29 protein-coding genes are annotated in these 19,386 nt (G+C 51.3%); 5 read left to right on the top strand and 24 right to left on the bottom strand.

All coding sequences use genetic code 11. The features are described 5' to 3' along the window. Positions 1 to 17 precede the first annotated feature (17 nt). The 8 genes from CCE92_RS05095 to CCE92_RS05060 all read right to left on the bottom strand — a co-directional run bounded on the left by CCE92_RS05095 (position 18) and on the right by CCE92_RS05060 (position 8,006). On the bottom strand, positions 18 to 575 hold the full coding sequence (locus tag CCE92_RS05095) for a cysteine hydrolase family protein (protein WP_088006447.1): 558 nt from the start codon (positions 573 to 575) through the stop codon (positions 18 to 20). 55 nt (positions 576 to 630) lie between these two features. Then, positions 631 to 1,818, bottom strand: a complete 1,188-nt coding sequence (locus tag CCE92_RS05090) for a cation:proton antiporter (protein WP_088006446.1) — start codon at positions 1,816 to 1,818, stop codon at positions 631 to 633. Between the two features lie 140 nt (positions 1,819 to 1,958). Next, positions 1,959 to 2,441, bottom strand: coding sequence for a GNAT family N-acetyltransferase (locus CCE92_RS05085; RefSeq protein WP_088006445.1), 483 nt, complete (start codon positions 2,439 to 2,441; stop codon positions 1,959 to 1,961). A 115-nt stretch (positions 2,442 to 2,556) separates the two neighbouring features. Then, entirely contained in the window at positions 2,557 to 2,883 is a 327-nt protein-coding gene (locus tag CCE92_RS05080; RefSeq protein WP_088006444.1) for a hypothetical protein, read from the bottom strand. Positions 2,884 to 3,053: 170 nt separating this feature from the next. Continuing rightward, entirely contained in the window at positions 3,054 to 3,587 is a 534-nt protein-coding gene (locus CCE92_RS05075; RefSeq protein ID WP_088006443.1) for a hypothetical protein, read from the bottom strand. 564 nt (positions 3,588 to 4,151) lie between these two features. Continuing rightward, on the bottom strand, positions 4,152 to 4,709 hold the full coding sequence (locus CCE92_RS05070; RefSeq protein WP_088006442.1) for a GNAT family N-acetyltransferase: 558 nt from the start codon (positions 4,707 to 4,709) through the stop codon (positions 4,152 to 4,154). A 69-nt stretch (positions 4,710 to 4,778) separates the two neighbouring features. Continuing rightward, complete coding sequence (locus CCE92_RS05065) at positions 4,779 to 6,251, bottom strand: M1 family metallopeptidase (protein ID WP_088006441.1); 1,473 nt, start codon at positions 6,249 to 6,251, stop codon at positions 4,779 to 4,781. Between the two features lie 258 nt (positions 6,252 to 6,509). Next, a complete protein-coding gene (locus tag CCE92_RS05060; RefSeq protein WP_088006440.1) occupies positions 6,510 to 8,006 on the bottom strand; it encodes a flotillin family protein in 1,497 nt (498 codons plus the stop codon). Positions 8,007 to 8,240: 234 nt separating this feature from the next. Between CCE92_RS05060 and CCE92_RS05055 the strand changes: the two genes are divergently transcribed. Continuing rightward, positions 8,241 to 8,699 (top strand): universal stress protein, encoded by a 459-nt coding sequence (locus CCE92_RS05055; RefSeq protein ID WP_088006439.1) that lies wholly within the window; start codon positions 8,241 to 8,243, stop codon positions 8,697 to 8,699. 48 nt (positions 8,700 to 8,747) lie between these two features. Here CCE92_RS05055 and CCE92_RS05050 read toward each other — a convergent pair whose 3' ends face one another. From CCE92_RS05050 to CCE92_RS04985, 15 genes are all read right to left on the bottom strand, one after another. Beyond that, the gene (locus CCE92_RS05050; RefSeq protein WP_088006438.1) at positions 8,748 to 9,446 is read right to left on the bottom strand and encodes a hypothetical protein; all 699 of its coding nucleotides are present in this window, start codon (positions 9,444 to 9,446) and stop codon (positions 8,748 to 8,750) included. A gap of 21 nt (positions 9,447 to 9,467) precedes the next feature. After that, positions 9,468 to 9,647 carry a hypothetical protein gene (locus CCE92_RS05045; RefSeq protein WP_088006437.1) on the bottom strand — a complete coding sequence of 60 codons (180 nt, stop codon included), beginning with the start codon at positions 9,645 to 9,647 and terminating at the stop codon, positions 9,468 to 9,470. After that, complete coding sequence (locus tag CCE92_RS05040; protein ID WP_241535885.1) at positions 9,647 to 10,000, bottom strand: hypothetical protein; 354 nt, start codon at positions 9,998 to 10,000, stop codon at positions 9,647 to 9,649. The genes CCE92_RS05045 and CCE92_RS05040 overlap by 1 nt, the downstream gene beginning before the upstream one ends. A 29-nt stretch (positions 10,001 to 10,029) precedes the next feature. Continuing rightward, positions 10,030 to 10,182, bottom strand: coding sequence for a hypothetical protein (locus tag CCE92_RS16030; protein ID WP_164474939.1), 153 nt, complete (start codon positions 10,180 to 10,182; stop codon positions 10,030 to 10,032). 249 nt (positions 10,183 to 10,431) lie between these two features. Then, a complete protein-coding gene (locus CCE92_RS05035) occupies positions 10,432 to 11,070 on the bottom strand; it encodes a hypothetical protein (protein WP_088006436.1) in 639 nt (212 codons plus the stop codon). 208 nt (positions 11,071 to 11,278) lie between these two features. Continuing rightward, the gene (locus CCE92_RS05030; RefSeq protein WP_088006435.1) at positions 11,279 to 12,100 is read right to left on the bottom strand and encodes an STAS domain-containing protein; all 822 of its coding nucleotides are present in this window, start codon (positions 12,098 to 12,100) and stop codon (positions 11,279 to 11,281) included. A 187-nt stretch (positions 12,101 to 12,287) separates the two neighbouring features. Next, entirely contained in the window at positions 12,288 to 12,722 is a 435-nt protein-coding gene (locus CCE92_RS05025) for an NUDIX hydrolase (protein WP_088006434.1), read from the bottom strand. A gap of 42 nt (positions 12,723 to 12,764) precedes the next feature. Continuing rightward, the gene (locus tag CCE92_RS05020) at positions 12,765 to 12,983 is read right to left on the bottom strand and encodes a hypothetical protein (protein WP_088006433.1); all 219 of its coding nucleotides are present in this window, start codon (positions 12,981 to 12,983) and stop codon (positions 12,765 to 12,767) included. A 64-nt stretch (positions 12,984 to 13,047) separates the two neighbouring features. Then, complete coding sequence (locus CCE92_RS05015) at positions 13,048 to 13,506, bottom strand: GNAT family N-acetyltransferase (protein WP_088006432.1); 459 nt, start codon at positions 13,504 to 13,506, stop codon at positions 13,048 to 13,050. A gap of 127 nt (positions 13,507 to 13,633) precedes the next feature. Then, positions 13,634 to 14,083, bottom strand: a complete 450-nt coding sequence (locus CCE92_RS05010; protein WP_088006431.1) for a GNAT family N-acetyltransferase — start codon at positions 14,081 to 14,083, stop codon at positions 13,634 to 13,636. After that, positions 14,073 to 14,630, bottom strand: coding sequence for a GNAT family N-acetyltransferase (locus CCE92_RS05005; protein ID WP_088006430.1), 558 nt, complete (start codon positions 14,628 to 14,630; stop codon positions 14,073 to 14,075). The genes CCE92_RS05010 and CCE92_RS05005 overlap by 11 nt, the downstream gene beginning before the upstream one ends. A gap of 24 nt (positions 14,631 to 14,654) precedes the next feature. After that, positions 14,655 to 15,065, bottom strand: a complete 411-nt coding sequence (locus CCE92_RS05000) for an NUDIX hydrolase (RefSeq protein WP_088006429.1) — start codon at positions 15,063 to 15,065, stop codon at positions 14,655 to 14,657. A gap of 72 nt (positions 15,066 to 15,137) precedes the next feature. Next, positions 15,138 to 15,563 (bottom strand): GNAT family N-acetyltransferase, encoded by a 426-nt coding sequence (locus CCE92_RS04995; RefSeq protein WP_241535889.1) that lies wholly within the window; start codon positions 15,561 to 15,563, stop codon positions 15,138 to 15,140. A gap of 5 nt (positions 15,564 to 15,568) precedes the next feature. Continuing rightward, positions 15,569 to 16,120: a short-chain dehydrogenase gene (locus CCE92_RS04990; RefSeq protein WP_241535884.1), complete on the bottom strand. Its 552-nt coding sequence runs from the start codon at positions 16,118 to 16,120 to the stop codon at positions 15,569 to 15,571. 78 nt (positions 16,121 to 16,198) lie between these two features. After that, complete coding sequence (locus CCE92_RS04985; RefSeq protein ID WP_088006427.1) at positions 16,199 to 16,441, bottom strand: IDEAL domain-containing protein; 243 nt, start codon at positions 16,439 to 16,441, stop codon at positions 16,199 to 16,201. A 171-nt stretch (positions 16,442 to 16,612) separates the two neighbouring features. On the opposite strand from CCE92_RS04985, the gene CCE92_RS04980 reads away from it, so the two are divergent. After that, a complete protein-coding gene (locus tag CCE92_RS04980) occupies positions 16,613 to 17,161 on the top strand; it encodes a competence protein ComK (protein ID WP_088006426.1) in 549 nt (182 codons plus the stop codon). Here the strand turns inward: CCE92_RS04980 and CCE92_RS04975 are convergent. Then, complete coding sequence (locus CCE92_RS04975) at positions 17,137 to 17,523, bottom strand: YhjD family protein (RefSeq protein WP_088006425.1); 387 nt, start codon at positions 17,521 to 17,523, stop codon at positions 17,137 to 17,139. The two genes, CCE92_RS04980 and CCE92_RS04975, sit on opposite strands and share 25 nt — an antisense overlap. Positions 17,524 to 17,614: 91 nt before the next feature. On the opposite strand from CCE92_RS04975, the gene CCE92_RS16340 reads away from it, so the two are divergent. Genes CCE92_RS16340 through CCE92_RS04965 form a run of 3 tightly spaced genes read left to right on the top strand, consistent with a single transcriptional unit; the run spans position 17,615 to position 19,279 of the window. Next, positions 17,615 to 17,917, top strand: coding sequence for an HAD family hydrolase (locus CCE92_RS16340; protein ID WP_338152460.1), 303 nt, complete (start codon positions 17,615 to 17,617; stop codon positions 17,915 to 17,917). A 23-nt stretch (positions 17,918 to 17,940) separates the two neighbouring features. Then, the gene (locus tag CCE92_RS16335; RefSeq protein WP_338152459.1) at positions 17,941 to 18,270 is read left to right on the top strand and encodes an HAD family hydrolase; all 330 of its coding nucleotides are present in this window, start codon (positions 17,941 to 17,943) and stop codon (positions 18,268 to 18,270) included. Further along, positions 18,245 to 19,279 carry an NERD domain-containing protein gene (locus CCE92_RS04965; protein ID WP_088006424.1) on the top strand — a complete coding sequence of 345 codons (1,035 nt, stop codon included), beginning with the start codon at positions 18,245 to 18,247 and terminating at the stop codon, positions 19,277 to 19,279. Before CCE92_RS16335 ends, CCE92_RS04965 begins: the two co-directional genes overlap by 26 nt. The last annotated feature ends 107 nt before the right edge of the window (positions 19,280 to 19,386 follow it).

Genomic DNA, 19,386 nt, shown 5'->3' with positions numbered 1-19,386 from the left:
GCCTTTCATCTGTAGTATCAACTTTGCCCGAACTGCCGTTTTAACTCGTCGACCGTGACAATTTCCGCGAATTCCCCGTGCAATGTGGCCAGAGACAGCGAATGGACTGTTTCGGGATCAACGACTCTGCCTTGATGGTCCTCCAGGGCGAACGCCGCTGCAGCGTCCTCGATGAGGTATGTTCGGAAGCCGAGGTTACCGCTCATCCGTGCCGTCGTGGAGACGCAATGCGGTGTGGTCAGACCTGCAATCACGGCTGTATGGATACCCTTTTCCCTCAGCCGGGCTTCCAGGTCCGTTCCGATGAAACTGCTGTTCACCGTCTTTGTGATGATCGGTTCCCCGGATATGGGCAGCACTTCTTCCTTGAATTCGAAACCCTCGCCTTCCGGATGGAACGGGGAGCCCGGCGCATCGTTCAGGTGACGCACATGGAAAACCGCCCCTCCCATGCTTCGCCACCAGGTCAGGAGTTCCCCCGCCTTTTTTTCCGCGTCCGGATTGTTCCGCTCTCCCCATACCGGATTATCAAACGCCTTCTGGATATCCACTAGAATGAGTGCCGCATGGTCCATACGACCGCCTCCTGTACAGTTTCTTATCAGCCGAATCCCCTTTTCCGCCCTACATTCAATCATCCAGCCACTTTGAGAGCGGATAAATACCGACGCTTTGGATGACCAGCGACAGGCAGACGACCGGGAATGACAGCAGCAATAGTTTATTCGTATCCCCGAACACCATGGCGCTCAAGGTAAGCAGCAGGAAAACCGACATCGTCCCCCGGATGCCCGACCAGGAAATCAAGAATGCTTTCTTCCAATCCACGATCTTCCGCCACCCTTTGAACAGCTGCAGCGACCCGAAAACCGTCACGAACCGGACAGCCAGCGACAGCAGGAAAATGAACAGGGCGATGAGCCAATCCGCATGGATCAAGTATTCAGTGGCCACTACACCGATGAGCAGGAACAGCAGCACGAGAAAAGAATCCTCAATGACTGACCAGAACCCGGACAGCGCTTCCTTATACTTATCTTCTTTATTAAAATGATCCAGCTGCCAGGACAGCATGATCCCGGCTGCCACGGTTGCCAGAACACCCGAGAATTCCATCTGTTCCGCCGCCTCGAATGCTCCATAAGCGGCGATGATACTGAGCATGACCTGATAGTCGCGGTGCTTGGTGGCATGGACGGCCCGGCTGAGCAGCCAGCCGGCAGCCAATCCGGTCACCGCCCCGCCGATGGATACGTAAAGGAATTCCCATGTGAATGAACCGATTTGGAATGTGTTTTTGCTTATGTACATCTCAGCCAATACAGTGAACAGGACGATACTGGTTCCGTCGTTGATGAGCGATTCGCCTTCCACGATATTCGCTATGCTTTCATCATCCGTCGACTGTTTGAGAATCGCTACGACGGATACCGGATCCGTCGGTGTAAGTACAGCCGATACTACCATCGCCTCGATGAACGAAATATCGAACCAAAAATTGCCGATGTAATAAATTCCTGCGCCCAGCAGCACTGCTGTCAGCAGCAGTCCCAATGTGCTTAGCGTGAAAATGACACGCGCATTTTTCTTCAGCGCCGAAGTCGAAAATTGATAAGCTGACGCGAATAAAAGACCCGGCAAAAAAACATGATAAATCAGTGTCTCCGTCAGCTCGATCGTCTGAAAAAAAGGCATAAAATAGAGACCGATACCGACCAGCAGCAATATCACCGGAATCGGAAACCGTTTTTCGTTGTTATCGAACATGTAGACAGCATAACCGATAAGCAACAGCATAATCAAAGGCACACTTGTCACCAAAACCCCTCCATTCCTTCTGCCGGATTAATGGTCTTTGGTTTCTGTTATACCCGCTATACAATCAGTCACACTATGGATTCCGCATTCCAATGACTTCGGAGCCGCTGTCTGAAAAATCCGCCCCATCTTCCTGCCACTCAGTTGATTGGAAGTACCAGCTGCTTAGTCCGGAGTTTATGTCCGAACAGCTCGTCCTCATATTCCCTTACAAATCGAAATCCTTTCGCTTCATAAAATTGTTCTCCTCTATCATTCCCCTTTTCAACTTCAACAAAGAGTTCCTGGTAGCCGTCCAGGTTCAGCACGACCGCTTCCAGCAGACGGGTTCCGATCCCTCTTCCCTGCACTTCCGGCAGCAGGTAAATCGCTGCGAGTTCCGCTTTTTCGCTGTTCGTAAACCCGTTCGCGAAACCGATGATCTCTCCGTCTTCTTCCGCTACAATCAGAATCGACCGCTCCAGTCGCTTCTGCATCATTTCATCGGAATAGGCATTCTCAATGAACTGCTCCTGTACGTGGCTTGGGATCAGCGCTCTATACGTGTTTTGCCAGCTGATTTTTGCTGTACGCTGGATTCCCGGAATATCTTCCTGTTCAGCTTTCCTTATCGTCACCGTCATCCTGTTCTGTCCTCCCCATTCAATCCCTGCGCTTCCGTCGCTGTTTTGCCTTCATCCTACCATAGCAGATCCGTCATTTGTCATACTTTTTTGACAAAATACGCGTTCCGCTTATTTAGGAGAAAAAGTATTCCCAATAGATTGCGACGGCCAGCAGCAGAATCCCCAACAAATACACGAGTGTACCGAAAAAGATGAAGGACCTTTCGGAAGTCTGATTTTCCAGTTTCATTTGAATGCCGGTCTCTCCCCGCACTTCCATATCCACTTGCCTGGTTCCTATACCGCCGCCGCTATTGCCGAAACTATGGGCGATGAATACTGCCAGAACCGCGAGCGGGATACCGATATCCACGTAATTCACCGGAAATAAAAGCGTGAGTCCCCAATTGATCAGCGAAAGAACCGCGAGTGTACCTGCCAGCGTCCCTATATGTTTCATCCGACCTCTCCTCCCCTCAGTTATTTATACGAGGCAGATGGAAATTCGTTTCACTATTTCCATTATTTAATGAACAAAAAAACTCAGCCGGCTGACGGCTGAGTTTTCTTCAAGAACCTGTTAAGTTGAAGCATTTTGAACTGCAGATGACTTTCCGGACTCCAGCAAGTTCAATAAAAGCCGAGGGCGGTCAGGTTATTCCAAGCCGTCGAATCGGCCAACTTGAACTCCTTGACAAAACTCTGGTAATAGAAGCCGACGCTGACACTCGAATTGACGCGCTGACGGATGATGTCCTTATCCCCTGAAGTCAGGATGAAATACCCTTGTCCGCGGCCTTGTCCGTCCAAGTGCCTCTCCGGTTCAAGAGGAACATCCAAATACCCCAGTCCTTCCGGGGACACCGCCGGAATATCCTGATTCTCGTATCTGCCATTTTCCATTAGGTTATAGCTGGCGAGGTCCCATCCTTCCGTCCACTTGATCTGTACCATGTGCTGTCGCGGCCAGATCTGTTTTTTGTCCAAATCGAACGTGAAAAACACTTTTACTACTGCGTCCCCGTCTTCATTGAGTCCGGTGTTCACCGCCGCTACCTGCATCTCCGAATCCGATTGCGTCGGAGAGCTGGCGTTCGCAACTGCATACCCCCCGGCCGCCAGGGCAATCAGCAGCGACAAAATCAGAAGTGCATTCCTGGCCACTCCTCTCCCCCCTTTTTCTTGTCTGTATCCGACCTGACTGGTATTACCACGTTTAAAAGAGAATTTCCGTTCCGTTGGATGTCCTGTTTTATTTTTTCACCCCTTCTGCTGCCAGCAAGCAGAAACCGAAAAACAGCGCAATCGACAGACTTCCGTAAACCGTGATTTGCCCGATCGTTTCGTTCAAAAAAGGCATTTCCGCTCTCCTTTCCGAATAAGGACCTGTTGCCGTTCTACTGGTGACTCCTGAGCTATTCCATTTTTTCTTCCTCTTCCATTTATCGATTTGACTCTTCAGCTTAAAATTAGTTACAGGTGAGAGAAAAATTTTTATCGTCAGTGAACATTTTTCCATTTCATATCCATTTATCTATTTCTTCCATGAAAACACGTTTTCCTGTAAATTACAGCAGTTTAGCGGAAAAAGGTTCTAATGACCCAGTTTAACCGAATCTTTCCAATAAAAAGAGGACGGTTTTCTCCGTCCCCGCTGACCGTATTGGTTTTTTATTTCAGTAGCTCTGTCCTCCTTCAAAGGTTCAGCACGCAATGCTGCGGAAAAATTTATTTCTTTTTCCGTTCCCGATACTCATGCTCCAGAATGCTCATCATGACCGAATCGTAATATTGGTGATCATAATACCAGTTCTCCCGCTTCACGCCTTCTTTCTTGAAACCGAGTTTTTCATATACGTGCGCCGCCCTTTCATTGACGGAATAGACATCCAGCTCGATGCGGTGCAAGTTCAAAATGCCGAATCCGTATTCGAGCATCAGTTCAGCCGCTTCCGAGCCGTAGCCTTTACTCGTGAAAGCATCGAATATGGCAATCCGGAAATTCGCATCCCGGTTATTCGGGAACACCATTTCGTTCAGCGCCGCATCACCGACAAGTGTATCATCGTCCTGTGTCACGATCGCGAATCCGACACGGGTGCTGTCCGCCGCTGAAGAGCGGATGAAATCCTCGATCTCCTGGAGCGTGAAAACCTTATGTGTCCCTGTGAGGCGCCGCAATTTTTTATCGCTATTCATTGCTTGGTACAAAATCGGTGCATCTCCCGGTTCGAACGGACGCAAATAAATCTTGTCACTTTCCAGCACTTTCACTTTCGGTTCCATTTCCTCAGTCCTTCCCTATTAAGAATCACCAGTCATTCCGTTACCGCCGGGCCGCTTCGGTCCCCGTCTTCATTCCTCCAGCTTCAGCCAGCTGTTCAAAAACGTCTGCTGATCCCCTTCCAGCTGCTGTTCGAAAAAAGCCGCGAACGTCTCCGTGTCGACATACTCATACTGGAATTCGTCGTAGTATGCCGCCAGGAACTCATACGCCTGTTCATGTCCGCCGTTCGCATCGAAATACTCTTCCAGCAATAGCGGAACCTTCCCATAGACAGTCGAATAGTACTCGCCCTGATCGAACTCATCCAATCCCATGTTCACCGTTTCCCGGACCGGATTGTGTTCCATCAATTTTCGGGACAGTTCAAACGCCCGGTCGTCTCCTAAATCCTCCAAGTACATGGCAGAGGCCCACTCGGTGATCCCTTCATCCAGAAACGCCTCATGAAAAGGATCATTCGAAACCAAATAGTAGAACCACTGATGCCCGATCTCATGCACGAGCGTCGGCTCGAACTCCTCCGGTGCATCCCTCACTTCCACGATATTGGGATATTCCATCGCGCCATTGTTGGCGATGATATCGAGCTGCATAGCCGGATTATCACCGATCCGCTGTTCGAAAAAAGTGAACGCTTCGACTGCCGAATCCGCAACTTTCGAGGCGTAATCTGTCCCGGACGGCATGAAAATCCGCAGTTCTGTCTCATTCGCTTCCGCTGCAATCGCCGTCCAGTCATCCGGTCCGAGGAATGCGAGATAGAAATCTTTGATCATCTTGCCTTCCAGTGTGCCGGAAGTCACCGCTTCATCGGCTTCATCTACCGCCGAACTTGCCACTAAGTAAGGGCGGGGCAACTTGTATTCAAGCAGAAAATCCCCATAGATGGCATCATAAGATTCCCCTTTAATATCGAAATCCTCGACCATCCAGTCTCCGTTATAGCGGCCGAGCATCGGATACCACTGTGCAAGGAAATAGCTGTCCCCTTCCTTGGAAAGCCGCCCGCTGTTTTCCGGAAGCGTCATCGCATAATCCGCTTGGATTTGAGCTTCCCCGCCGGGTTCCAGCACTTCCGGAAGCTGGACAATCAGCCGGTTGCCGCTCAAGTCATATGCGGTCTCCATTCCGCCGGCTGTCACGGCCGTTATCTCCAATTCCGCGAAATCCTGAAGTACATCCAGTCCGCCTTCTTCTGTCAGGACGTTCGGCACAAAATAAAACCCGAGATTTTGAAGCGGTTCTCCGGATTCATTCACAAGGCTGACCTGTGCCCTAATATCAAATTCGCCGCTTTCATCCATAGCCAGACCGATCGTATACGACGGTGTCCCGATCGGTATCGCTTCTTCCTGCGCTGTTGGTTTAGCAGCATCTGCTTCGTTCGGTGTTTTTGCCGGCGGTTCTTCAGGCTCTGCGGATGCAGCCGGCTGTTCCGCCACCGGCACCTCAGCCGCTCCCGCTTCCGGATTCTGTGTCTCCTCAATTTCACTGCAGCCATTCAAAACTAAAGCTGCCATCACGAGTATAATGTTCTTCATACTTGTCCTCCACCCCCTTCATCTCCGCTTAATCTAACGCCTTCTCTTTCGATAAGACCGGACTGAAATCCTTTTTATCTATTGAAGCCGATGGAAATCCATCACAGCTGAAACATTCCTACCCTTCGATGAGCGGAATATACGGAATTTCCTTTCCTTCCACAATAGCAACACTCCATTCCGTGTTGGTCTTGTGTTTCAATATACCTCCACATGAAAAGGGTGATCCGGAGCGGATCACCCTTTTCGTTCGGCGCTTTACTTCTCTGAATCATCCTTCTCTTCTTCTATTTCCAATGAGGCCGCTTCTTCAGATCCGGCCGGCAATGAACCGCCCGGGGAATAAAACACTTGTTTTTTCCTGTCTCCGCCTGCATAGGATTTCAACAGTTCGCCGATGTCGATGCCGGTCATTTCCCGCAGCGGCTCCTGCATATCGACCATCGTCTTCGTCACGCTTTTGCCGAATGACGGGATGCCCTGTCCATTCCCGGAGTCAATGATCTTAACTGAATCGATATTGTTGAGCGGCTGTGCAACTTTTTCCGCGAACACCGGCAGCATTTCGATCAGCTTCTCAGTGATGATGACATCGCCGTGTTCTTCCATCGCTTCAGCAAGGAGTTTCCGGGCTTCCGCTTCCGCTTTCCCGCGTTCGCGGATGACTTCGGCTTCCGCGGCTCCTTCGTCCCGCCGGATTTTCGCTTTCGCTTCCCCGTCGATAGTCGCTTTGCGCGCTGAGGCTTCCGCTGCACGGGTCGTCTCGTAGTACTGGGCGTCGGCTTTCGTCTTCCGGACCTTGCTTTCTTCCGCTTCCAGCTGGACTGCGCGCTCACGCTCGAGGAACTTCAAGTTCAGCTGCTCGTCCTGGATTTCTTTCGCAAGTTTCGCTCTTTCCAATTCATACGACTGTTCCGATTTTGCCCGTGCGCGCTCCGTCTCTTCTTTGAACGCCGCATCTTTCAGATCTTTCGCTTTCTTCGATTCCGCAATCGCGATCTGGCGGATGTATTCTTCCTCTTTCGCTTCCTGATCGGTCCGCGCCCGATGGATCCGCGTCTCGCGTTCCGTGTTCGCTTCCGCGATTTCCGCCTGTTTCCGCACTTCAGCGATGCGCGGACGGCCCAGATTGTCCAAGTATCCGTTCTGCTCATCCGCATCCCGGATATCCGTCAGTCCGAGCGACGTAATCTTGAAGCCCATGAGGTCCAGCTGCTGCTGGGCGATTTCCTGCACGTCGGCGTTGAATTTCTCACGGTTGCTGTTGATGTCCTCGACTGTCATTTTAGACAGGATCGCCCGCAAGTTACTGCCGAGCACTTCAATGATTTCCGACTCGATTTCACTCTGTGCTTTTCCGAGAAACTGCTCCGCATAGTTCGCGATGCCGTTCAGCGTGTCCGCAACTTTCACCATGGCGACCGCATCCGCCACGATCGGCACTCCGCCATTCGTATAGACGCGCGGTGTCGACAGTTTCAGCTGAAATGATGTCAAATTGACCGGCGTCGATGTCTGGAACCGGCGCAGCCGGTAACCGCCGCCGCGGATGATCTTCATCGACCGGCCTTCCTCATCTGTAAAGATGTTCGTATCTTTTTCGGGACTTCCGAGTTTCGGTCCTGTGATGATCAGTGCTTCATTCGATTTCGCCGTCCGGTAACGGAGTTTCATCCAGAAATAATAGCCGGCTCCGGCAAGCGCTGCAATAACCAGCACCCCGATAAAGACCGTAATGACCCCTGCTGTTTCCATTTTGTTCTCCCCCTGTTATGTAAGATGACTTCCATAATCATATTACGGAAACGTCATCAGAAAGTTTCAAAAAATGAACATTTTCTTATCCTTTTTGTGCTACATTATTCTTAACGGAAGCGGCCAATCTTTTTTGATTTTTTGTCATATCCGCCGCTATCCAAGTGATTTTCATCACTTCTTTTCTTTCCGCCACCAATTATGCTGTATTCAAATGAAGGAGGGATACCTGTCGTGACAATTCACTACAAGCAGATTATCGTCGCTGTCGATGGTTCTAAGGAAGCGGAATGGGCACTGGAGAAATCGATCGGAATCGCCAAACGGAATGACGCACAGCTCAACATCGTGACTGTCATCGACCCGCGTGTGGACGCCATCGAAGTGTACGACCGGCAATACGCCGACCTTTCGCACAAGAGGTGCGAAGAGCTCCTCGGCAAGTACCGGCAGAGAGCGGAAGCGGCCGGTGTGCAGAAAGTGAACACACTCGTGTCTGTCGGTTCCCCTAAAAAAGCGATTTCCCGGGATATCGCCAAGAAAATCCATGCGGATCTCATTGTCTGCGGCGCCACCGGTCACAGCAATATGGAACGATTTTTGATCGGCAGTGTTTCAGAATCCATCGTGCGGACAAGCGCGTGTGATGTCCTTGTCGTCCGGACGGAAGAAGCCGCGGAAGTGAATACTTGACTGTGAAAGCTCCCGACAGTCCGGGAGCTTTTGTTCATCCATCTGATTTTATTCCAGCAAAGTCAGAAATTCCGGTTCCGGCTTCATGACTTTCAGTCCTTTTCCCGATTGAAGATAAACCTCTTTTCCATGAGGCTGCGCCACTTTCACTTCCAAATCCCCAAAATCGATCACCGCCAGGACATTGTCGAGCTCTGTTTTCTGATGATGATCAATCCCTTCATTCACGAAACCGGTCAGGACCCTGATGATGTCCTGATCTTCCGTCTTCGCGCAGTCATCAGCCGTCTCATCCTCGTAAATGCAGATACTGTCAGGAATAGATTCCAGCCAGGGCGTCTGAACGACGATCCCAGTCTTGTCGAACATGATTTCTGTCGCCTTTTCGTATGGGTTGTAGCCGCCAGAAATCTGGAGCTCCCCATCGAAGCCTTCCTTGCGCCATATCGTCATGAAGCCGCTCGAATCATTGCCGGGATCATTGTCATCCAATGCAGATCCTTCGTATGTCAGCCGCCAGCCCAGCTCCGGCAAATTTTCAACATAAAAACTCCGGATTTCCCGCCACTTGTCGCCTGGGACTGTATAATGGCTCCGTTGCGGTTCAAGGCCTTCGTACAAAGGAATATCATCATGTTTTTCAGGGATGATGGACATCCCCGCATGTGTCTCATCTGTCATTCCTTGATAGCCGTACCAGCCGGCAGCCATCGAGACCGCCAGCAGAGCAGCGATGATCCACTTCATTTCCCCACCTGCTTCCCTTTCTTAGAGTCCGCCGCCATAACCGCCTTGTCCGCCGCCTGTATAGTTCGAGTCTTCCCCTTCCTTCGCATGGGAATTGATCGATTTCTGAGCGGTATCCCGCCGCCTTTTGCGGCGCCAGTCCAGCACCGCAGCGAACAGCACGGCGAGCAGGATGATTCCGAACAAAATGTAAATGATCATCATTCCACCTCCTTCCTTGCCGGAAACGGCTGTTTATTTGCTGAAAGCAGCAGGATAAACCCGATCAGATACGCCAGGCTCGTCAATCCGAAAAAGGCGAAGATGCCAGGTGTACCAGCCAGGTAAAGACTGATCGGCAGTGACCAGAGAAAAGCCGCGAACAGCCAGCTTTTTTTGCTTTTAAATATGGACAGAAGCGCAAGGACCGCGGGCAGAAACAGCATGAAGAAAGTGTTCACAATGGGCTCATACTCTGTCACGGCCGAGTACGGATTGAAAAAAACCAGGATGATCCAGAGCGCCATGCTGGCAGCACTGGCTGCCTGGACAAGGAAGCAGGCGATTTTCTTCACATCAATCCCTCCCTTAAGTGCTCAGTCCATCACTTGATGATTTTTCCGATGATCCGACCAGCCGCTTTGCCGAGCGTCCGACGGGCGACACGTTTGTGGATGGTGCCATTTTTCACCGCTGAGATATCCCCCAGAATGCGGGCGGACAAATAAAGCACGGATCGGATTTTGGATAGTTTCATCGTCGGAACTCCTTTCGTTTCATTAGGTCTGTTGGAATGCTTCCTGCTTTTCGGCATTCAATAGTCATGTTCCGTGTCGCCAGCCAGAAAAGGCGGGGTCTGTTCCTTATCGGATTCCGCCGCGAGCCGGCGGCCGATCCGGGATTTATTGATGCCATTTTTCACAGCGGTTTCGATGATGAGGTACAGAACATAGAGCGAAATGAGGTAAAAGATGACAGAGAAAAAATGCCTGTCATGATGTCCCCCTTATTTGTTGGTGTTGTCAGCGAGTTCTTCATTATAAGCTTCGTGCAAGTCCGCCTGACTTCCGTACTTTTCTCTTAACTTCGGTTTCAGCTCTTCCCAGATCACGTTGCGTTCATACAAATCCCGCTGGAAATCAAAGGAAAATTCCTCGGCTGTCAGTCCGAGCGCATCCGCTGTCGCCTGGTATTCAGCCACATCGCTTTCACTATAGGAAGCTTCGCTTTCCTGCCTGAAACTTGCGAGCGGCCCCTCTTTTATAAATCGATCCACTTCTTCCTCCGACGCTGTAACGTCATATGCTTCTTTGGCGTACGCTTTCCACGCTTCACTTTTCTCCTTTTCGTAAATGGCGAACTTGACGAGTTCATCGTCCGTAAAATCCGTCGAATACAGCAGTTCATCGGCTGCGGTCGTGCGGAAAATCCATCGGTCCGTGAGTTCATTCCCGGTCGCCAGCTTCTTCATTTTTTCAGCTGCCCGATCCGCTATCCCCCGGTAATCCTCGTAGGTGAAGGTTTGGAGCTGCTCCTGCTGTACGTCCGGCGGTTTCATTTCCACTTGAATCGGCGCGCCGCCTGTACCTTCTTCACAGCCAGCCAACAGGACAGCCGCCAATATGGCCAGCAAACCTTTTTTCATTCTCATCCTCCTTCCATGTATTCAGAATTGCATGTCAATTACTTTCCATTTTATCGTTCCTTTGAAGTTTTTGGTAGGTAACTGGTAATTTTATTTTTCGTTATTAATTAATACGGGAGCAGGTCCAATAAGTTTCAGACAATTTAAAAAGCGACTCGGATGGAGCCGCTTCAAGTTCAGAGGATATATTGTGGAATTTTTCTTCCGTTTACGATTCGATGCTTTCCAATGCTTGCTTTACTGTCGCATACGGTTCCATCCGTTTCAGTTCCAGTCCGCTGTTGACAATGGCTTGGGCAAGGTCCGGCCGGAGTCCCGCCACGATGACACGGATGCCCATGATCCGGAGCGTATTGCCGATTTTCCCCATCGCCGCCGCTATCTGCTCGTTGATCGTGTACACGCCGGAATAATCCGAAATGACGTGTGTGACTCCCCGTTCGGCGAGCTGCGGCACAATGTGATCCAAAATATAGTTGGCCCGTTCCATATCGATGTTGCCGATCAGCGGCAGTATGACGATGTCGTCTTTGACCGGGACAATCGGCGCGGACAATTTGGCAAGCTCCTGCTGCGTCTCCCGCTTCCGCTGTTCCGTATACCGTTCATAAGCGAAAATCGTTTCGTTCAGACTCGCATCAAGCAGTTCATCAATACGGCAGATCAAGTTGGCATTGTCCCGGACCGACAGGCCGAGTTCGAGGCTGATCCGGGTAATGATTTCATTGAAAATCGAGCGTGTCGGCGGATATCGGACGATGATTTCCGATACTGCCTGCTCCGTTTTCACTTGCATGGCTGCATTCTTTTTACTCCAGGCGATGAGGGTCCTTGGCACGCTGTCTTCATCCGGATTCACGATGGATTCACCGAAAAAATGAAACAGGCCGACAAACATTTCAAAAGCCTGTTCCTTCTCCCACTCAGGCACTTTCAGATCCATCCGCTCCACGACTGCCGCCACCACTTCAGAAGCCAGCGATTCAGCGTTTTTCTGTATGTATTCGGCAAATCGACGAGATGCCGACATGACAACACCTCCTTCATGTGCAAGTTGGTTTCATTATAACGCAAAAACCGACTATTCAGTTATCGGTATTTTATTTATCTAGGGAGAACCCGGAAGATGAAGGATGGATACAGTCCATTTTTGTGCCGCCTGTCCAAAAAACGGCACCCGACTGCCCCTTTTGTTGAATGCAGTCAGCCGCCCGGATTTAGAATTCTCTTTCAATCAATTCCGCCAGTCCGTCGGGGTACAGCACCGTTTCCTCCGCCAGCAGTTCCTCCTTTGCCACCCATTTCGCCACTGTTTTATATCCGGGTTCCATCACGCGGAACATTTCTTGCCGGTAAAACCGGTCATCCTCAAAGCGGACAGCGTAAAGCTGCGTGATTTCGTGTCCGATAAGCTCTCCGATGCTGTACACATTCTCGATACATGCCAAGTATCGGTCGATCAAAACTCCGGCGCCGATTTCTTCCTGGAACTCCCTTTTCAGCGTCTCCTGTGAATACTCGCCGAGCTCGATTGTACCGCCGATCGGCCGGTAAAAGGAGCCGTCCCCTTTTGAATGTTTCCCATTTTGTTCTTCGACGAGGAATTTCCCGTCTTTTTCCAATAAACCAAGCGTATTCGCGCGCGGCCGCATCCGGCTTCCTCCTCATCGTGAAGGCACTGCTGCATGCAGATCCTACTTGTTGGCTTCTTTTATTTTTTCCACCGCCAGGGCAGAGGTCAGGTAACTCGCAATCAGCAGAATCGGCAAAATCACGAAAAGTCCGAGTACGTCGGTGGTCACTGTCCACGGCACCCAGGCATTCCAGACGAACTTCAGTCCCTGGAACAGGAGGAGGAACAGCGCAGCTGCAACCGCGAGCACTATCGTATTTTCCAGCACTTTTTCTTTCATGGGCGACTCCTTCCTGCCGATTGAATCCGGTTACCATGCTGATCGGCACGGTGGATTGTTTTATTCATCCCTTTATGTTCTTCGACATGATCACATTCATCGTCTCATAGCCCAGCTTTTCGTAAAGTGCCCGCGCGGTCTTATTGTGCCCGAAAACATGCAGACCGATTTTTTCCATTCCGAGTTCCCTGCCCGTTTCCTCGATGAGCTGCATCGCCCGTTTTCCATACCCTTTGCCCTGATGCTGCTCCCAAATATAAATATCAAAGATGAACCCATCACCGTTCTGTTTCTGGTTGAGCCAAATCATGCCGACCGGCTCATCCGCGGTGACGGTGTATAAGTAATTCCCTTCTGTACTTTTGCCGTCCGGCAGGAGTTCTGCATATTCCTGCCTCGATTTCTCCAGCGATTCCTCTTTCGTCCATCTGCCAGACCGCACATGTTCTTCCGCATAAGTCGGGATAGCATGGGACAGGTATTCATCAAACTCTTCCGCTGTCATTCCCCTCAATTGGATCATCCCGTTCTCCCCCTGTTCATTTCCTCTCAACTATTACATTTCTATAGCCGGACGGCAATTTCCTTTTAATCTGCTCTGTCAAAAGGTTATTACGTTAAGTCATGCCGATCTTTTTCTTCAGCCAGGCTTATTCCATTTCGTAAAAAACCTGTTCTGCCGGCTCCGCCCCCATCTTTTTGTAGAAGGCCTGCGCTTTCGTGTTGTCCCGTCCCGTCTCCCACAGCATATAAGCCAAATCATGTTCGCGGACATAGGCAAGGCACGCCCGGAACAGCTGCTCACCGATCCGCTTGCCGCGCGCATCCTCAGCTACGAACAGGTCATTCATGATTGCCTGGCGTTTGAGCTGGAGCGTGCTGTAGGAAAAATACAGGGTGGCGAACCCGAGCGGCCGCCCGTTTTCTTCTGCCACAAATTGGAGCCCCTCGTTCGGCTGGCTGAGCAGATGGCGGATGTGTCCTTTCAGGTCCTTCTCCGCCGGTTCTTCCTTTTTGTAGAAATCCGTGATGTACTGTTTCATTAATATGTATAAATCATCCTCATCTGACGCGGCCGCGCGCCGTACGTTAATGGCCATTCTTTCTCCCCCCGTTCCATTCATGTTCCAGCACGCTGTAGACATAGGAATCCCGCCATCCGTCTCTCAGCAATAAATGATCGCGCAGTTTCCCTTCCTGTGTCATCCCGATTCTTTCGAGCACTTTCCGGGAACCCGTGTTGCGGACATCGCATGTCGCATACACACGGTGCATGTTCATCCTTTTGAAACCGAATCCGAGCAGCAGTTCCCCGACTTCCGTTGCCAGTCCCTGCCCCCAGTAGTCCGGATGGATGACGTACCCGATCTCCGCTGTGTGATGTGAAAAGCTCCGGATGTTCAGCTCTCCCGCGCCGATCATTTTTTCCGACCGCGTCGTTACGGCGAATGCAAAACGCGTGCGGGGCTCCTTATCCCGGTCCATCAGCACTTGCCGGACGAAGCCGCGCGATTCCGCGATGGTGTTCGGTCCCCAAGGCTGATACCGGCACACCTCCTCATCGGATGCATAGGCATGCACCGCCTGCCAGTCGCCGACTTTAAATTCCCGCAAGATGAGCCGATCCGTGAGAATCCGTCTGATCATGACAGCACCTCCTGTTCCGTTTGTTCAAATTTTCATTAAATGTTCCTTAATAAATGCCAGATCTTCCGGAAAGCTCAAGTCGAGCCCTTCAATTTCGTCCGCAGATTTCCAGGCGACATCATGGATGAGCCCATCCGGGTCTTGAATGCACCGTTCGCCGCCTGTTATGACCACGAGAAAATAATGGACAGTGAACGTTACGCCGATCTCTTCGTATGTGCCTTTTTTGACATGGAGCACCCCTGCCACTTCCGTCTCGTAGCCGGTCTCTTCACGGAATTCACGGATGCAGCACTCCCCGTACGTTTCTCCATCCTCCAGCCCGCCCGACGGAACCGTCCATTTCCGAGGTTCTCCCGGCGCCCCCTGCAGCACCATGAGCAGTTCCCCTTTATCATTCGTACAGATGCCCGCTGCTCCGGTCCAATCCATCATCGCTCCCCCTCCCTCCTTTCCGTCAGCCGGGCTAATCGTCCAGCTGCTGACACTTTTCCCCCTTTAATCAGCCTATTCTCCAATCGTCTTCCGGAATCCGTAAAACGGACGGAAACGCTCTTTCTCGTAAAAAGATTTCGATGTGCTGCTGGCCAGCAGCTCCATTCTCGTCTCCGGATAGAGGCTGTGCGCGTACTGAAGAAGCGCGCTGCCGATTCCCCAGCCCCGGAAGTCCGCATCGACGAGCAGTTCACAAATGAACAGTGTGATGAAACCGTCCGTCATGCCGCGCAGGCAGCCGATAACGCGCCCTTCCTTCTCTGCGATGAACGACGCATTGGAGTTCATCCAGCCCGCTTTTGTGTCCTCATGCCGTTCGGCGAGCCCTTTCCATCCCTCTTTTTCATTCAGCCGGTGAATGTGGCTGAAATCCTGTTCCTCATAAGGGCGGACGTGGATCACCTCTCCGTTCTTCAATTTCACTTCCATCGTCCCCATTCCTTTCACGGTCGTTCATCCCATGGTTCCAAGGTGCCCACTGTCTTCACCCGTTCATCCGCCCGGATCGCTTCAATGACTCCGTCCGAAATTTCCTCATTCGTCAGCCAGCGGGATATTCCGTCTTCCTGAACGAAGCCGAGCTGTACTTGGTGATAATCGCAAGTTTCCGGTACTGTCAGTCCCTCTTGGATCGAAGCCAGGTCCGTGCTGCTGCCGAGCACGTGGAAAAGCTTCCACGGATTGCCGGTTTTATTGATCAGCCGGATGACAGACGGGAGGGCTTCCGGCGCATTGGAATGAACCCAGGCAACCACCAGCCCAGGCGGCCCGTATTTCCGGATCTGCTCTGTCAGTGCCGCTTCAAGCTCCGGATCGTTCGTATAATCGGCGTAGACAGGCATGATCCGTTCCGTGTTCACCGACCGGGCGAGCATCCGCTGCATTTTTTCCTCATTCCGTGCAACAACGGAGACGCGCGCGCCTTCATCGGCAAGCCAAAGGACGGTGCCTGCCAGCATCCCGCTGCCTCCGATGACAAGTGCATGTTTCACCATAGCCATCACTCCCTTCACAAGAAGTATAGACGAAAAGAAAAAGCGCCGCATCACTGCGGCGCTTTCCGTCTGCATTGCTTACAGTTCGTCCTCCTGCTGCAGCTGCTGCAGCTCAAGTGAGTATTTCACAAACGCGGCTTCATCCCGCGAATCAAGGGCATTATCGATTTTCGTCATTAGGAGTGCCTCCAGCTGGGAGCGGTGCACGTGCTTCAGGAAGAGATCCAGATAGATATCATTGAGCAGCTTTTCAGCCTCGCTCATTTTCTTCGTTTGGCTCATGGCTTTCATGAAGTCAGCATATGAATGATAGTTTTCCATTTTCATCTCACCCCGAATGCTTTTTGTTAGTATACAAGAAAATCAAGGGGGAGGCAACAATTTTTTTGAAAATTCCAATGAAATTGAAAATAAAATAATTCATTGAAAGTAGCTTGTGCAGTTTCCAAATAAAGTTACAATGAAAGCAGGACTATTTTAGGAGGTGCTGCGTTGAGCAGACGGAAAAAACTACCCCTGCATTACTTTGTATCAATCAATACACTCGTGTTGGAGCCTTATATGGACGGGCACCGGATCTTCACGCGCGTCATTGAAGACCGGAGCGAGTTCATCGCGCAAGACTCCCCTTATGGCGTCATCTCGAAAACGTGCGGTTTCTACGGCGGGAGTCTTCGTCAGGCTATCAGGTATTCGCAGGACGCCATCGGCATTCCGCACAAGCCGCCGATCATCATCGGCCATGAATATGGATCGCCGTGCGCGTTTTTCCCGATCAGCTCACCGATGCGCAAAGACACCACCTGGTTCGCTTTCCACGGCATCACATTCTTCGAACCTTCGGAAGTCGCAGGCAGCAGCGTCGTCCATCTGGTGAACGGCTTGACCATTCCGGTGAGTGTATCGATCCAGTCGCTCACCCGGCAGTATGTCTACAGTTCCTTTCTCATTAAATACTTCGAAGAAAGCCGGCGCTCGCTCCGGAGCCAGATGTTCATCAGTGAACCGTCATCCGCTCAGCGGAAGTACTTCACGGACTGACCGAGTTTGTCAGCTTCTTCGAAATAAACGCAGATCAGCTCCTCCACCCGGTTGCGGAGGCGCAGATTCAAGTAGCGGCGGTGCTCTTCAGAACCGGCCCTGTAAAATATGTATTCGGTGAACGTATCGTCACGTTTCCCGCGGAGCACCCGCATCTGACGCTTATGCAAATAGATTTTCGTCTCCCGCAGTTCAGCATGCACGCGCTGGATGGTCCGGTCGACCAGCTGTACATAAGGCCGCTTCAGCTTGAAGGGGCCTTTTTCGAATGCTTCGCGGTCGAGCGCAAGCACAGCCAGCACCATCGGCAAATAAATCATCTTCTCGAAATACCGCAAATCCTCCGTTTGAACGACTGCCATACGTGACACCCCCTAAGGAACGTATGTTCTTATTTCATTCTACCCGAGAACCCCCCGATTGAAAACAAGATTATGACGAGGAGCTGTTATTTTGAAAAAAGCGGTCTTATTCGACTTGGACGGAACATTGCTGGACCGGGATGCATCACTTCTGCAATTCGTGGAAAATCAGCGCGAGCGGCTGCTGCCGGGAATTCCGCCGGCGGATTTCATCCGGCGGTTCATCGAACTCGACGCGCATGGCTATGTATGGAAGGACGAGGTCTATGCCCGTCTCGTGAAGGAATTCAGTATTTCACATATTACATCGGAACAGCTGCTCGCGGATTATATCAATAAATTCAGCGATTTCTGTGTGCCTTTCCGCGGGCTGACGGACATGCTCCGCCTTTGAAAGCAAACGAGCTGGCACTGGGCATGATCACGAACGGGCGAACCGCATTTCAGCTGGCAGCAATCCAATCGCTCGGAATTGAAGATTTTTTCGATGTGATCCTCATCTCAGAACGGGAAGGATTGCGGAAGCCGGATCCCCGAATCTTCAACAAAGCCTTGGATGCGATCGGCGCGGAACCAAAGGAAACGATATTCGTCGGCGACCATCCCATGAATGATATCGCGGCGGCGAAAGCGGTCGGGATGCGCACAATATGGAAACGGAACAGCCAATGGAAAACCGCAGAAGCAGATAATGTAATTGATGAGCTGAAGGAGGTGGCACATGCTGTCTTATCTGGAGAAGTGTGAGCACGGATCGGAAAGTACTGTTTGGGAGCAGCCGGAAGGATACCGGAACGCGGAGACGGCGATGTCTTTCGATAAAATTGAAGGGTTCCGCCGCCTGTTGGAGCGGCTGCCGGTGCATCATCCGAAGCACGCCGTGATCGCCGAAAAACTTGGAAAGGCGGAGGCGGGAATCCGCGGCGAGGACTGGCTTGTAAACAAACTGGAGGAAGTCGAACCGCTTGCGGAATTCGAGGTGATGGCTGGTGTCAGCCTGACGGTCGATGAAACCCCGTTCCAGATGGACTGCCTCGTCTTGGCAGCAAATTGTGCCCTCTTGCTGGAATCAAAAAATATCCGCGGCCGTCTGTCTTTTGACGAGAAGACCGGCGAATTCACGCGCGAAGAAGACGGGATCGTGACTGTGATGCCGAACCCTGTGTGGCAATTGAAGAAAAACTTGCGCCTCCTCAATGAGTGGCTCGCGCGGCATCAGTTTGCAGTGCCAATTGCAGGTGCAGTGGTGATGACTTCCCCGAAAGCCCTGCTGCTCAATGTGCCGCATAACTGCCGGGTCATCAAACTGCAGCAAGTGCCGGATACAGTGCTCGAATTGTTGAAAGCGGCGCCAGTGAAATCGGCAGAAGGCAATCCTGATCGGCTGAGTATAGCGCTGAAAGCAGCGAATCAGTCATTTATTCATAACCGGCTATGTGAGCGGTTCAGTATTCCGTTCAGTGATTTGCGTCGAGGCGTGTACTGTCCGTCGTGCCGGACGCTCAGCGTGAAGCGCGACCGGCGCAGCTGGCGATGTGCGAAATGCGGGCATGCGGATGCGCGCCTGCATGAAGATGCGGTGCATGAATATGTGTCATTTACAGATGAACCGCTGACGAATCGGCGGCTACGTGAATTTTGGGGTTTGGAATCACGGGATGTCGCGTATCGGGTGCTAAAGAGTTTGAGCAGTGAAAAAAGAAATCAAAATAAAAATCGTGAATACATCGTAAATATCCAGCATCAAAATAGCTGAACGCGCATAAATCTCGCTGAACGCGCATAAATTCCCGCTGAACGCGCATAAATTCCGCTGAACGCGCATAAAATCGCTGACAAAACGCGATCAGCTGTAGTCGTAGA

It is taken from the genome of Indiicoccus explosivorum, assembly GCF_002167005.1.
In the GTDB taxonomy this organism is placed as follows: domain Bacteria; phylum Bacillota; class Bacilli; order Bacillales_A; family Planococcaceae; genus Indiicoccus; species Indiicoccus explosivorum.
The sequence above is the reverse complement of the archived record's forward strand: the minus strand, read 5'-3'. Positions and strand labels throughout refer to the sequence as shown.